We start from the raw sequence: 12,914 nt of genomic DNA on the forward strand, positions 1-12,914 counted from the left end.
ACCCAACCGAGGAGCACAGTGAAGCGCTTTACCGATCTCGCCCAGATCCCCGCCGACTTCGGCCCCACCGTGGTCACCATCGGCAACTTCGATGGCGTGCATATCGGCCACCAAAAAGTGCTCTCCACCCTGGTCAACACAGCCAAGGTACACGGCCTTTCCTCTGTCGCCGTCTCCTTCGACCCCCACCCCGCCCGCGTCCACGGCCCTGCCGGGGTACACATCGAAATCATGGGGCAGGACGGTCGCCAAAAAATCCTCGCTGACCTCGGCGTCGACTACTACCTGCTCCTTCACTACAACCTAGCCTTCGCCGCCCAAACCCCCGAAGAATTCGTCAAACGAACCTTCGTCGATGCCCTCAAAGCCAAATTCGTGGTCATAGGCGATGACGTCCGCTTCGGCACCAACAACTCCGGCGACCTCAACACCATGAAGGAACTCGGCCAAAAATACGGCTTTGAGGTACTCGTCGTTGAAGACCTGCTTGCCCACGACGACCGCCGCTGCTCATCGACTTCCATCCGGCAGTTGCTCGCCGAAGGGCGGGTGCGCGACGCCGCCTCTATTCTGGGCCGCAACCACTACATGAGCGGCGAAGTCGTGCACGGCGCTGCCCGCGGCCGCGAACTCGGCTTCCCCACAGCCAACATGGACGTCGACTCCGTCGGCCTCGTACCCGGTGACGGGGTCTACGCAGGCTGGCTGATTGACGAGGCCGGAACCCGCCACCCTGTTGCCGTTTCGGTGGGCACCAACCCCACCTTCGAAGGTATCACCACCCGCCAGGTCGAAGCCCACGTCATCGGCCGCCCCGAAGAGAAGGTAGAAGACTTCAACCTCTACGGGCAGCACGTCACCCTAGAATTCGTCGACTATCTGCGCGGCATGGTCGCCTACACCGGCGTCGAAGCACTCATTGAGCAGATGCACGCCGACGTTGAACAGGCCAAGACCATTCTCGGTATCGGCTAGAGAACATACAAAAAGTTCCCGGAATAAGAACTCTTATTCCGGGAACTTTTTATGAGAGATGATGGGCGCGGCAGGCTCACGCTCGCTGCCGACCCTCTCGCTAGTTCGCTAGCGCTCACAAGCGATTCACGCCAGCCCCGAGCCAGCAGCTTCGCTGTGAGCCTGCCGCGCCCATATACTACATCTCTTCGTGGGTATTCGGGTCAAACCCGCGGCCTACGCCTGCTTCGAGTGCGTCGATGCGGGCGATCTGGTCGTCGGTGAGTTCCCAGTCGAAGACTGCTAGGTTCTCTTCCATGCGCAGGGCGTTGGAGCTCTTGGGCAGGGGCACCAGGTTCTTCTGGACCTCCCAGCGCAGAATCACCTGGGCTACGGTTTTACCGGCTTCGGCGGCGATGGTCTCGAGGGCGGCGTCCTTGAGCAGGTCAGTTTTGCGGCCCAGGGGTGACCAGCACTGGGTGAGAATGGCGTGGTCGAGGTTGTAGGCTGCCCAGTCCTGTTTCTGTGAGTAGGGGTGCAGCTCGATCTGGTTGATGGCGGGGGTTACGCCGGTTTCTTCAATCAGACGGTCGATGTGCTCGGGTAGGAAGTTAGAGACGCCGATGGACTTGACCAGCCCTTCTTCCTGGGCTTTGATGAGAGCCCGCCAGGTGTCGACATAGAGGCCCTGGGAGGGGTTAGGCCAGTGAATCAGGTAGGCGTCGAGGTAGTCAAAACCCATACGGCTCAGGGTGCCTTCGAGGGAGCGGAGGGCTGGCTCGTAGCCGTGGTCGCGCCCCGGCAGCTTGGACTGCACGAAGATTTCATCGCGTGCAGTGCCTGAGCGCAGGACGCCGCGGGCAACACCCACCTCGTTCTCGTAGTTCACCGCGGTGTCGATCAGGCGGTAGCCGCGGGCGATGGCCTCAGAGACGGCGACCTCGGCGTCTACGTTGTTGAGCGGGTAGGTGCCTAAGCCCAGGGGCGGGATTGAGGTGCCGTCGCGCAGGGTATGGTTTTGCATTGGTTTTCCTCTCGGGTGGAGCGGGGCGGACGCGGGTTAGCGGCTGAGCAGGTCAAGCACCAGGGTGGCGCTTCGTTCGGCCACGATGGGGGCGTCCATGTGGAAGTCCTGGTCGGCTGCCGGACCGCAGAGGTCAGAGATGCCGCGCACCGCGATGAAGGGCAGGGAACGGCTACAGCTAATCTGGGCCAGGGAAGTGGTTTCCATGTCGGTGGACAGAGCCTGGGGGAAGAGCTGGCGGGTGTCTTTGACGTTGTGGGCGGTGACGAAGGAACCGCCGGCCAACATCTGCCCAAAGAGGGGGGTACCCTCACCGGTGTAGGCCGCTGCGGCAGCGCGGGCCTTCTCAACCAGCACCGGGTCGGTGGCGTAGGTAGCGGGCATGCCGGGAACCTGCCCAAACTCGTAGCCGAAGGCGGTGGCGTCCGCGTCCGTGTAGGTGTAGTCGGTGCCGATAGCCAGGTCGCCCACATTCACGTCGGCGCGCAGGCCACCTGCGGTACCGGCAGACACGATGACGCGCGGGGTGGGCACCAGGGCCAGGGCAGCGGTCAGGGCGCTAGCTGCATTGACCAGGCCAATCTTGGAGCGCACCAGCAGAATCTTCAACTCGTCAGTACCGGTGGCAAGCACCCGGGGGTAGAAGACAGCCTCACCCAGGGCATAGCCCTCACCGACCGGTTCGGTCTTACTCAGGAAGGGGGCAGCTTCTTCATCCATGGCTACCTGCACGATAGCGGCATTCTCAAAGCCAGAAGGGAGCGCAAAAGCCGACATTATGCCATCACCTGCTCCCACTCGTCCTTCTTCTCCACAAAAGCACGAACCGCTACCTGGGCCTCTTCCAAGGAGTGGTTAGCGCCCCAGCCACACTGCACCTCGTTCGCTGCCGGAACCTCATCGGCCTCCAGTAGGTCATTCATTGTAGCCTCAAGAACCTGCATAAAATCGGCAGGCTCAACACCCAGGGTCAGGGCGTAGAAACCGGTCTGGCAACCCATGGGGGAGAAGTCAATCAAAGCGTCGGTGTGATTGCGCATATGGTGGGCGGTCATGTGCTCAATCGAGTGAACCGCCTTCATGCCCAGGTGCCCCTTGTTCGGCTGGGTGAAACGCACATCGTACTTAATCAGGACGTCCCCACCCGGCAGGGTCTTACGGTCAGCTACGCGCACGTAGGGCGCCGCCACAGCGGTATGATCCAGGTCGAAAGACTCAACATTAGTCTTCTGCTTCTCAAAATTCTCAGTGATTTGCATGCTTACTATTCTCTCGTACTTAGGGAACTCGCGCTAGCTGGAGGAGTAGGCTAAGACATAAGTGTTCACGAACGATTGGAGTACTTCCATGAACGTACTGATTCCCACCGCTGCTGCCTCAGCCGGCCTGATGGGCGGCTACAAGGTTGCCCGTGTTACTAACGTCCGCGCCCTGGGCGGGGTCGCCCTAGCCGCTGGTGGTGCTGCTGCCTTTGCCGGCTGGAAGAAGAACGCCGGAACCGGCACCGCCGCCGCCCTCACCGCCGTCTACCTCGGCGCCTTCGGCTACTCCCACGCCCTGCACAAGAAGATTGGCCCCTGGCCTGCTGTGTGCGCCGTTACCGGTGCTACCGCGCTCGCTTCCCTGGCCTTCGGCCGCGAAAAGAAATAGCTCGCAGGTGAGCAAGCTACCACCGGGGCCTCTCTTCCCGGTGGGTGGCTTGTGCTGTAGAGTTGACTATGCATGTGACTGCAGTCCGTGGCAGTTACCTGCAGCGGGAAAGCCGCCCACCGGCGTCCTTGCCCCTCAACCCGGCAGCAAAAATGTTGACCGGGCCGCACACGGCACTAACTCTAGGAGTTAACCCATGGCTCTTGATCCCAAGATCAAGCAGGAAATCATGAAGGAATACGCAACCCACGAAGGTGACACCGGTTCACCCGAGGTTCAGGTTGCAGTTCTGACTCGTCGTATCACCGACCTGACCGAACACCTCAAGTTCCACAAGCACGACCACCACTCACGTCGTGGTCTGATGATTCTCGTTGGTCGCCGCCGCAACCTGCTCGGCTACCTCAAGAGCGTCGACATCGAGCGTTACCGCGCCCTCATCGAGCGTCTCGGTATCCGCCGATAACACAAGGTTTGTGAACGTGAGGGCGACACCGCAACCCGCGCATTCGGCTTAATAGTCGGACGCCGCTGGTCGAGGGTGACGCCCTCACCCACACCTACCACCCACAGAATAGAAATAAGTCGCCGCGTGCTTTGACGGTCCTCGGTAGCGGTTTACAGAAAGCCCCATTGGCGGGGTCTGTGAGCCTCAATCGATGACCGAAGGCGCGGCGCAGACAAGAGAAATGGAGGAACCTTGGAAGGTCCCGAAATTCAGTTTGCAGAAGCAATCATTGACAACGGCAAGTTCGGTAAGCGCGTAGTACGCTTCGAAACCGGCCGCCTCGCCAAGCAGGCCGCAGGCTCTGCCCTGGTCACTATCGACGACGACACCACCCTGCTCTCAGCCACCGCTATCGGCAAGAGCCCCCGTGACGGCTTCGACTTCTTCCCCCTGACCGTAGACGTTGAAGAGCGCATGTACGCAGCCGGTAAGATCCCCGGCTCCTTCTTCCGCCGTGAAGGCCGCCCCTCAACCGAAGCGATCCTGGCTGCGCGTCTGATTGACCGCCCCCTGCGTCCTGCCTTCAAGAAGGGCATCCGCAACGAGGTGCAGGTCGTTGTCACCGTGCTCACCATCGAGCCCGACGAAATCTACAACACCGTCGCAATCAACGCAGCATCCTGCTCCACCACCCTGTCAGGTGCCCCCTTCGCGGGCCCCGTCGGTGGCGTCCGCGTCGCCCTAATCGACGGCCAGTGGGTTGCCTTCCCCAAGCACTCCCAGCTTGAGAACGCTGTCTTCGACATGGCTGTAGCCGGTCGCGTTGTGACCAAGGCTGACGGCACCGAAGACGTCGCCATCATGATGGTTGAGGCGGAAGCTACCGATAACTCCTGGAAGCTCATCAAGGAAGACGGCGCCACCGCACCGACCGAAGAAGTTGTTGCTGAGGGTCTCGAAGCTGCTAAGCCCTTCATTGCTGCCCTCTGCAAGGCCCAGGCTGACCTGGCTGAGCGCGCTGGCAAGCCTGCCCTGGAGCTGCCCATCTTCGGTGAGCGTGCCGCAGAAATCGACGAAGCCGTCAAAGCTTTTGAACCCAAGATCGTTGAGGTCTACTCCATCGCCGGTAAGCAGGACCGCGAAACCGCGTCCGCTGACCTGCAGCAGGAAATCGTTGAAACCCTGGCCGCAGAAGGCAAGGAATTCGAGGGCCGCGAAGACGAAGTTAACGCAGCTTTCAACGCCCTGACTAAGCACGTTGTGCGTCAGCGCATCCTCACCGACCAGGTTCGTATTGACGGCCGCGGTCTGACCGACATCCGCCAGCTCACCGCTGAGGTTGAGGTTCTGCCCCGCGTCCACGGCTCCGCTATCTTCGAGCGTGGCGAAACCCAGATCATGGGCGTCACCACCCTCAACATGCTCAAGATGGAGCAGCAGCTGGACTCCCTCTACCCGGTCAAGTCCAAGCGCTACATCCACCACTACAACTTCCCGCCCTACTCAACCGGTGAAACCGGCCGCGTTGGCTCACCCAAGCGCCGCGAAATCGGTCACGGTGCACTCGCCGAGCGCGCGATCACCCCGATCCTGCCCTCACGCGAGGAATTCCCCTACGCAATCCGCCAGGTTTCAGAGGCCCTGGGCTCCAACGGATCAACCTCTATGGGCTCCGTTTGTGCATCAACCCTCTCCCTGCTGAACGCCGGTGTGCCCCTGCGCGCCCCCGTCGCCGGTATCGCCATGGGCCTTGTCTCCGACGAGGTCAACGGCGAAACCCGCTACGCAGCCCTGACCGACATTCTCGGTGCTGAGGACGCCCTGGGCGATATGGACTTCAAGGTCGCAGGTACCTCCGAGTTCGTCACCGCTATCCAGCTGGACACCAAGCTCGACGGCATCCCCGCCTCCGTTCTGGCAGGCGCCCTGACCCAGGCACGTGAAGCCCGCCTGCACATCCTCGAGGTCATCAATGCAGCAATCGACGCTCCCGACGAGATGAGCGACTACGCACCCCGCGTCATCTCCGTTCAGGTACCCGTTGCCAAGATCGGTGAGGTCATCGGCCCCAAGGGCAAGATGATCAACCAGATCCAGGAAGACACCGGTACTGACATCTCCATCGAGGACGACGGCACCGTCTACATTGGCGCTACCGACGGCCCTTCCGCAGAGGCAGCCCGCGCAGCAATCAACGCGATTGCTAACCCGCAGGTTCCCGAGGTCGGCGAACGCTACCTGGGTACCGTCGTGAAGACCACCACCTTCGGTGCCTTCGTCTCACTGACCCCCGGTAAGGACGGCCTGCTGCACATCTCCGAGCTTCGCAAGCTCAACGACGGCAAGCGCGTAGACGACGTCGAGGACGTCGTCGGCGTAGGCCAGAAGGTCCAGGTAGAGATCTCCAAGATCGACGACCGCGGCAAGCTGTCACTGGTACCCGTCGTAGCCGAAGGCGAAGAGAGCGGCGACGAAGAGTAAAAAGCTCTGTCACGAAAAGAGGGTAGTTTCTTTGAGAGGAAGCTATCCTCTTTCTCATATATGGTAAATTCATGTCTAATATTTATAGGCAAATTTAATGTAGATGGAAATCATAACCCTTAACAGGTTCGGTTCGGCCCTGTGGGCAATAAACTTTTATGAGTACATGTTGCGGACTATCGGTCCCTTCATAATGCAGGATTACTCGCGAATTTCTCTGAACTGAAAAAATATTGTGCTTGTAGCAAGGGCGACTGGAAATCCTTGCAGAAGATACAAATTCAGTTTGGGGAACAAAGAAAGACTAGGGAATATGCGTATTTCAGTTGTAGGTTGTGGATACTTGGGAGCTGTACACGCAGCTGCTATGGCATCACTTGGTCATGATGTAGTTGGTATCGACGTCATGCAGGATAAGGTCGATGCCCTTAACACCGGCTTTGCTTCAATCTATGAGCCCGGGTTGGATGAATTGCTTCAGCAGGGAATTAAGTCGGGAAAACTGAAATTCACCACTGATTTTTCAGAAGCGCAGGATGCTGAAGCTCACTTCATTGGTGTTGGCACCCCTCAGAAAAAGGACGGTGCTGGAGCGGATCTTTCTTACCTCTATTCTGCTGTCGAAGCACTGATTCCTTACCTCAATGAGGGCGACGTAGTCATCGGTAAGTCCACAGTGCCGGTCGGAACGGCCCAGGATCTTGCTGAATACGATGCCTTCCGTCAGACCGGTGCAATCTTAGCGTGGAACCCGGAGTTCCTGCGTGAGGGGCACGCAATTAAAGATACCGTTAGCCCTGATCGCCTCGTGTATGGCCTACCCGCTGGCGATGAAGCTTCTTCTCGTGCAAAAGACGTTCTCGACACTGTTTACGCAGCTATCCTTGAACGTGATACCCCTTTGATTGTCACCGACTTTCCTACTGCTGAACTTGTTAAAGTATCTGCTAACGCTTTTCTGGCGACCAAAATTAGCTTTATCAATGCAGTAGCACAGGTTGCAGATAAGACCGGCGCAAACGTAACCGAGCTGGCTGACGCTATTGGCTTGGACGACCGTATCGGGCGGAAGTTCCTCAATGCTGGAGTCGGCTTTGGCGGAGGATGCCTGCCGAAGGATATCCGTGCTTTTAAAGCACGAGCAGAAGAACTGGGTGTTGAAGACGTACTTAACTTGATGACTGCAGTTGACGATATTAATCTTCGTCAGCGTCGTAATATCATCGAGCAGGTCCAGCGCCTTTTCCCCACTCCTGCCGGAACTCGAGTTGCAGTTCTTGGTCTCGCCTTCAAGCCCGAGAGCGATGACCTGCGAGACTCGCCCGCCCTTGACGTAGCTACAGCTCTACAAAAATTAGGTTATGAGGTTGTTGCCACCGACCCGAAGGCTGCGGAAAAGGCTCGTACTATTAATCCTGACCTGCAGTACGTCAGCTCTATGGACGAGGCACTCGAAGGCGCGCATATAGCTATCTTACTGACTGAATGGAAACAGTTTACACAGGCAGAACCTACAAAGGCTCGGCATGATATTTCTGTTGTAATTGATGGACGCAACTCCCTAGACAGGGCAGCGTGGGAAAACAACGGTTGGAAGTATATGGGAGTAGGTCGCCGATAAATTATGGCAAAGCATTTTGCGAGAAAAAAGGCAAGTCGTCTACAAGCAGTGATGTATTCGGTTGCGGGGCAAGCAATCGGACCGCTCGCGGGGTTCCTGACTGCGCCTATTCTCGCCCATGCTTTGGGCGTGACTGGACGTGGTGAAGCCACAGCAGCTACAGCACCCCTAGTGTTGGGTGTAGCTGTTCTCACCATGGGGCTTCCAGAGGCAACTACTTATTTTGTTGCTAGGCACCAGAAGTTTGCATTATCTGTGCTCTATAAGAGCTTGTTGCTGATTATTATACCGGCCGTTTTAGGTACATTAGGCTTCATTGCCCTTGGCCCGTATTTCGCTGGCTACAATAATGAACTTATTCAGATAATGTTCTACTGCACACTTATGTTATTACCTTCATTATGGGTAGGCGTGCTTAGAGGGGCTGCTTTTGGCCTTCAAAAATTTAGTTTGATTGCTGCAGAGCGTACCTTAACTTCATTGAGCAAACTTGGCCTAATATCTGTTTTTGCTCTAACTGGTCATCTCAATGTCCTTACGGCTTCTTTAATTATAGGTGTAACAGTATTTTTAGGAGGAATACTGTATCTACCCTTAATGTTCCAGAAGCCTCATACAGATGAAGAATCAAGCTCACTTGAAGATGTTCGGATGCGATTGATTCTTCAGTACGGGTTGCGGCAATGGTTCGGATCTTTAGCTGGTGTTTTGCTTTCACGTCTGGACCAGCTACTTATGACTCCGCTTTCTTCATCATATGAACTAGGTTTGTATGTTGTTGCGGTAGCAATTGGAGATCTTGTACTGGTTGTAAATAACGCCTTACGCGAGGTTGTTTTTTCTACCGAGTCGAAGGCACCTCAGGGTGAGCGAATAGCATTAGCTGCACGAGTTTCTAATATGGCAGCAGCCGTTACCGGGTCTTGCGCAATTGTTATCGGTATCTGGATGATTCCGATTCTGTTTGGCGAGGAATTCGCCCCGGCATGGATTATTACCGTAATTTTGATTATAGCTGCTGTTATGGGCAATCCGGGGTCTTTGGCCGGTGTTGGTCTCTCGGCAGCAGGGCGTCCTGAGCTCCGTAGCTGGTCCTTAGTTGCTGGTTGCATCGTTAACCTTCTTCTGATGTTGTGGCTTGTACCGCAGCATGGTGCAGTAGGTGCAGCCTTTGCAACAATGGGAGGTAGCGTCACAGCTGCTAGCGGTAATCTACTCTTCACACGCAAGGTATTAGGGACGAAAATGAGTGATTTTATTGTCCCGCGAAGGGACGATCTTAGAATAATCAAATCGCTCGTACAACGAATCACGAAAAAATAGGAGGTATGTTGTCTGAGATGAAAACAGTTGCCATATGGAAGAGAAAGCTTCTTCCTGGGACAGAAACTTTTATTCGGAATCAACAAGATGCATATTCACGATACCGGGCAATAGCGATTGCATCGCAGCGACATGATTCACCACTGGCAAGAGAAAGCGATATCCTTCTACATGAAAGTGGTAATCTATCAGATAGAATTAAAGCTAAGATTCTATCCGCTTTTGGGTATTCAAAAGAGCTTTCTCAATTACTAGAGCAGAAATCTGTTGATGTCGTCCATGCACATTTTGCATCAGAGGCTTTCGCTGTTCAGGAGATTTGTAAAAAATTAAGAATTCCATTAGTAGTTACATTTCATGGGCATGATATCCATACAGCCCCGGAAATGCCTGGATGGAGAGGTAAGCGTTATAAGCTAAGGCTAAAGTCTCTATTTAAGAATGGTCAACATTTTATTGCTGTATCTGAAGCTATACGAGAAAGAGCAATATTATTAGGGTGTCCTCCTGAAAAAATTACAGTCGAGTACACAGGCATACCAGAAACTAGCCTCCTGCGAAAAGATGATAGAGCTGACTATGATATTCTATTTGTAGGACGTCTTATTCCATATAAGGGTACCTTGCATATGTTAAAAGCAGCTTCCATTGCAGAAGAGAAACTAGGCAAAAAATTAAAACTAGCTGTAATTGGAACTGGACCCGAACTGGAAAATTTGATAAATATTTCTCGTCAACTTAATCTCAGTGTTGATTTCTTAGGCCATCAGTCATCTAGCAAGGTCCAAGGCTATTTGGCAAATAGTAAAATATTCTGCGCTCCTTCCATGAAGGTAAACAAGACTGTAATTGAGGGGTTTGGTATGGTGTATCTTGAGGCGGCATTACAAGAAACACCTGTCGTAGCTTACGCATTTAGTGGAGTCAAGGAGGCCGTTGCTCATAATGAAACTGGAATACTTGTTGAAGAAGGAAAAGTAGATTTATTAGCTGACGCACTCATAAGGCTTTTGAGAAATCCGGAATTTGCACGTCAGCTGGGTATCAATGGTCGTCAGAGAGTGCTTAAAGATTTTTCTGTGATGAATTGTATTCAGTCTATCGAAAATATTTATGATAGGTTAATTATCGATAAAATATAGAAGAGCATCTTCAAGCAGGGGGAGAGTCTGCTCATCGGTAAAACGACGAGCATTTTCTACCCCTGCTTTTCTAATCTCAAGAGACTCTTGGGGGTGAGAAATAATCCACTCAAGGGCAGCAGCTAAATCTTGTGCGTCACCCGGAGCTGTAAGAAGTCCATTAACTTTATCCGTTATGATTTCGGTGGCGCCTCCATGCGATGTGCCTATCGTGACGAGCCCCGCGGAAGATCCCTGTACAAGAATTTGACCGAAAGGTTCAGGGTCCGTTGATGCTGAGACTAAAACATCATGGTTTGAGAGTACAGAGGACACATCAGATACATTTCCGATGAGCTTAATGGCCCCATGCGAAGCCGTTGCAATTTTCTTTAGTTTTTGAGAATACTCAGGTTCCCCAAAAAGATTACCGCCAGCTACAGTAAGCTCAACGGTCCGGGCCTTAGAGCGGCTATTGATAAGGTTAACGGCTTCCATGATAACATGGACGCCTTTCCAGGGGCTTAGTCGGCTTAGAGATAGTACCCGTAGGGGATGGTGTAGTCCTGGGTAACTTGTAGCCAGGGTAGCTTCTGAGCGACCGGATACTGTGTAAACTACCCTGCCGCGACGTTCTTGCGATGCAGAAGTTAGGGTTCGTAGGGTGTATTCGCTGTTTGAGAGGAAGCCCTTGGCAGAAGGATATGCGAAGTACTTCAGAAACGACTTTTTGGCCAACGAGGCCTCAAATGGATAGGCCTCTTGTCTAAGATAGTCAATTACCCGATGACGAGCTGCAGGTACTAGACTGAGGTGCAGAAAAGCGCTGATACTGTTCGATACGATGAAATTATTAGATTCTTTTAGCAGTTTATTGAGTTCAAGTACTCTTTGAGGAAGCGAGGTAGCAGATAGAACTGTTACTCGGGTATGGGGCGCTAAATTAGCAATTTCACTGAGTTTTCCGTGTTCGAAAACTATGAGATGAATCGGAAGAGTACGATCTTCCCATGTAATGTATCTGCTAAGAGCAAGCTCTCCCCCACCTAGCTTTGAAGTGTGACCAACAAATATTACTTCTTGTTTCATAGAAGATTATCCTTTGAGTGCTTTCTTATAAATTTCAAAAGTCTCTTCAGCAGTTTTCTGCCAGGAGTACGATTCTAGTAGTTTGCGGCCCTTCAGCACTAAATCTTGTCGAAGCTGAGAGTCTTCAACGATAGCGTCAAGAAGCAATGCAAGCTCATCTGAATTTGAAGGGTCGAAGTATAAAGCAGCATCTTTATAAACTTCGGGTAGACAAGTTGCGTTAGATGAAATAACTGGCAAGCCATGAGACATAGCCTCTAACCCGGGTAGACCGAAGCCTTCCATAAAGGAGGGGAAAACATAAGCGGTGGCTGCTTCATAAAGAGTATCACGTTGAGCATCGGAGATGAAACCAGTAAAGATGATATTCTTTAGATTCAGTTTGGAGAATTTTGCACGTAACTGATGCCCAGCGTCATCGAGTCGACCAACCAATACTAGTTTTAGATTTGGATGTTTGTCTAAGATATTATTGAGAGCTATCCCTAAAGTTTCTACGTTTTTATAGGAGAAAAAATTTCCAACATAGAGAAGAAACGGATCAGTAGGGACAATTGATTTATCGAGCAAATCTGAATCTACGCGTTTCTCAGCGGCTAGATAAGTTACAGAAATCTTAGCCTCTGGTATTGATGAAAACATAACTATATCGTCGGCAGAATACTGACTAGGGGTTATGATGTGTTCAGCTGATCGGATTGATTTTAGGAAAGCATATCGAGCTATTAGCTGTTTTGCTGAGAAAATAAGTTTGTTCTTTGCCGGATTTTTCCATTTAATAAGATTTAAGTCATGAAAAGTGGAGACTTTTTTTCCGCGATAAAAAATAGGTTGCTGTTGCATGCAGAAATGTACCAAGTCATAGTTTTCAGAGTTTAACTGTTTGAGAAATCCTATTTGCTCTGAAAAAGAAAAATCTTGGTACTCAGCTTCTACAGCGCGAAAATTAGATGACTTAGGCGACCACAAATTGAAGTCGTCATGCCGTAGAAGCACGTCAAATTCGTAACCTTCGGTATCGAGGTCTTGCAACTCTTCTAATAAATTGCGAACGTAAGTACCTGTTGACTTCGAATAAATCCTTGCATCGATTGCGATTTTTTTGATTGACATTTTAGCCCTAGCTGCTGGGAGCGGAGTCGGAATAATTTGATTATGGGAAATAAAATATTTAAAATGAATTGTGAGTCAAATTTTTGCTAA

12 protein-coding genes are annotated in these 12,914 nt (G+C 52.8%); 7 read left to right on the forward strand and 5 right to left on the reverse strand.

The annotated features are described in order from the left end of the window. Nucleotides 1–18 precede the first annotated feature (18 nt). Entirely contained in the window at nt 19–975 is a 957-nt protein-coding gene (locus L6963_RS04925; protein WP_237197256.1) for a bifunctional riboflavin kinase/FAD synthetase, read from the forward strand. Between the two features lie 178 nt (nt 976–1,153). Here L6963_RS04925 and L6963_RS04930 read toward each other — a convergent pair whose 3' ends face one another. The 3 genes from L6963_RS04930 to L6963_RS04940 are packed head-to-tail and all read right to left on the reverse strand — an operon-like array spanning nt 1,154 to nt 3,237. Further along, nucleotides 1,154–1,978 carry an aldo/keto reductase gene (locus tag L6963_RS04930; protein ID WP_237197252.1) on the reverse strand — a complete coding sequence of 275 codons (825 nt, stop codon included), beginning with the start codon at nt 1,976–1,978 and terminating at the stop codon, nt 1,154–1,156. Between the two features lie 36 nt (nt 1,979–2,014). Then, nucleotides 2,015–2,755 (reverse strand): 5'-methylthioadenosine/S-adenosylhomocysteine nucleosidase, encoded by a 741-nt coding sequence (gene mtnN / locus L6963_RS04935; protein ID WP_237197251.1) that lies wholly within the window; start codon nt 2,753–2,755, stop codon nt 2,015–2,017. Then, nucleotides 2,755–3,237 (reverse strand): S-ribosylhomocysteine lyase, encoded by a 483-nt coding sequence (locus L6963_RS04940; protein WP_237197249.1) that lies wholly within the window; start codon nt 3,235–3,237, stop codon nt 2,755–2,757. The genes mtnN and L6963_RS04940 overlap by 1 nt, the downstream gene beginning before the upstream one ends. 88 nt (nt 3,238–3,325) lie before the next feature. Here L6963_RS04940 and L6963_RS04945 point away from each other — a divergent pair, with 88 nt between their 5' ends. The 6 genes from L6963_RS04945 to L6963_RS04970 all read left to right on the forward strand — a co-directional run bounded on the left by L6963_RS04945 (nt 3,326) and on the right by L6963_RS04970 (nt 10,643). Next, the gene (locus L6963_RS04945) at nt 3,326–3,628 is read left to right on the forward strand and encodes a hypothetical protein (protein ID WP_237186860.1); all 303 of its coding nucleotides are present in this window, start codon (nt 3,326–3,328) and stop codon (nt 3,626–3,628) included. Nucleotides 3,629–3,824: 196 nt separating this feature from the next. Next, entirely contained in the window at nt 3,825–4,094 is a 270-nt protein-coding gene (gene rpsO / locus L6963_RS04950; protein ID WP_135012745.1) for a 30S ribosomal protein S15, read from the forward strand. A gap of 234 nt (nt 4,095–4,328) precedes the next feature. Then, a complete protein-coding gene (locus tag L6963_RS04955) occupies nt 4,329–6,557 on the forward strand; it encodes a polyribonucleotide nucleotidyltransferase (protein ID WP_237197245.1) in 2,229 nt (742 codons plus the stop codon). Nucleotides 6,558–6,870: 313 nt separating this feature from the next. Beyond that, complete coding sequence (locus tag L6963_RS04960; RefSeq protein WP_237197243.1) at nt 6,871–8,178, forward strand: UDP-glucose dehydrogenase family protein; 1,308 nt, start codon at nt 6,871–6,873, stop codon at nt 8,176–8,178. 3 nt (nt 8,179–8,181) lie between these two features. Further along, nucleotides 8,182–9,501 carry an oligosaccharide flippase family protein gene (locus L6963_RS04965; RefSeq protein ID WP_237197241.1) on the forward strand — a complete coding sequence of 440 codons (1,320 nt, stop codon included), beginning with the start codon at nt 8,182–8,184 and terminating at the stop codon, nt 9,499–9,501. 17 nt (nt 9,502–9,518) lie between these two features. Further along, nucleotides 9,519–10,643 carry a glycosyltransferase gene (locus tag L6963_RS04970; protein ID WP_237197239.1) on the forward strand — a complete coding sequence of 375 codons (1,125 nt, stop codon included), beginning with the start codon at nt 9,519–9,521 and terminating at the stop codon, nt 10,641–10,643. On the opposite strand, the gene L6963_RS04975 is transcribed toward L6963_RS04970, so the two are convergent. Further along, nucleotides 10,623–11,711, reverse strand: coding sequence for a glycosyltransferase family 4 protein (locus L6963_RS04975; protein ID WP_237197237.1), 1,089 nt, complete (start codon nt 11,709–11,711; stop codon nt 10,623–10,625). The genes L6963_RS04970 and L6963_RS04975 overlap by 21 nt on opposite strands. A 6-nt stretch (nt 11,712–11,717) precedes the next feature. Continuing rightward, nucleotides 11,718–12,824: a glycosyltransferase family 4 protein gene (locus L6963_RS04980; protein WP_237197235.1), complete on the reverse strand. Its 1,107-nt coding sequence runs from the start codon at nt 12,822–12,824 to the stop codon at nt 11,718–11,720. Between the last annotated feature and the right edge of the window lie 90 nt (nt 12,825–12,914).

Source organism: Rothia nasimurium (genome assembly GCF_928392795.1).
GTDB classification, from domain to species: domain Bacteria; phylum Actinomycetota; class Actinomycetes; order Actinomycetales; family Micrococcaceae; genus Rothia; species Rothia nasimurium_F.

Bases quoted from the DNA above. Each gene is read 5' to 3' on its own strand.
- L6963_RS04975 (WP_237197237.1), bottom strand. From the start codon at position 11,711: ATGAAACAAGAAGTAATATTTGTTGGTCACACTTCAAAGCTAGGTGGG.
- L6963_RS04980 (WP_237197235.1), bottom strand. From the start codon at position 12,824: ATGTCAATCAAAAAAATCGCAATCGATGCAAGGATTTATTCGAAGTCA.
- mtnN (WP_237197251.1), bottom strand. From the start codon at position 2,755: ATGTCGGCTTTTGCGCTCCCTTCTGGCTTTGAGAATGCCGCTATCGTG.
- L6963_RS04930 (WP_237197252.1), bottom strand. From the start codon at position 1,978: ATGCAAAACCATACCCTGCGCGACGGCACCTCAATCCCGCCCCTGGGC.
- L6963_RS04970 (WP_237197239.1), top strand. From the start codon at position 9,519: ATGAAAACAGTTGCCATATGGAAGAGAAAGCTTCTTCCTGGGACAGAA.
- rpsO (WP_135012745.1), top strand. From the start codon at position 3,825: ATGGCTCTTGATCCCAAGATCAAGCAGGAAATCATGAAGGAATACGCA.
- L6963_RS04945 (WP_237186860.1), top strand. From the start codon at position 3,326: ATGAACGTACTGATTCCCACCGCTGCTGCCTCAGCCGGCCTGATGGGC.
- L6963_RS04965 (WP_237197241.1), top strand. From the start codon at position 8,182: ATGGCAAAGCATTTTGCGAGAAAAAAGGCAAGTCGTCTACAAGCAGTG.
- L6963_RS04940 (WP_237197249.1), bottom strand. From the start codon at position 3,237: ATGCAAATCACTGAGAATTTTGAGAAGCAGAAGACTAATGTTGAGTCT.
- L6963_RS04960 (WP_237197243.1), top strand. From the start codon at position 6,871: ATGCGTATTTCAGTTGTAGGTTGTGGATACTTGGGAGCTGTACACGCA.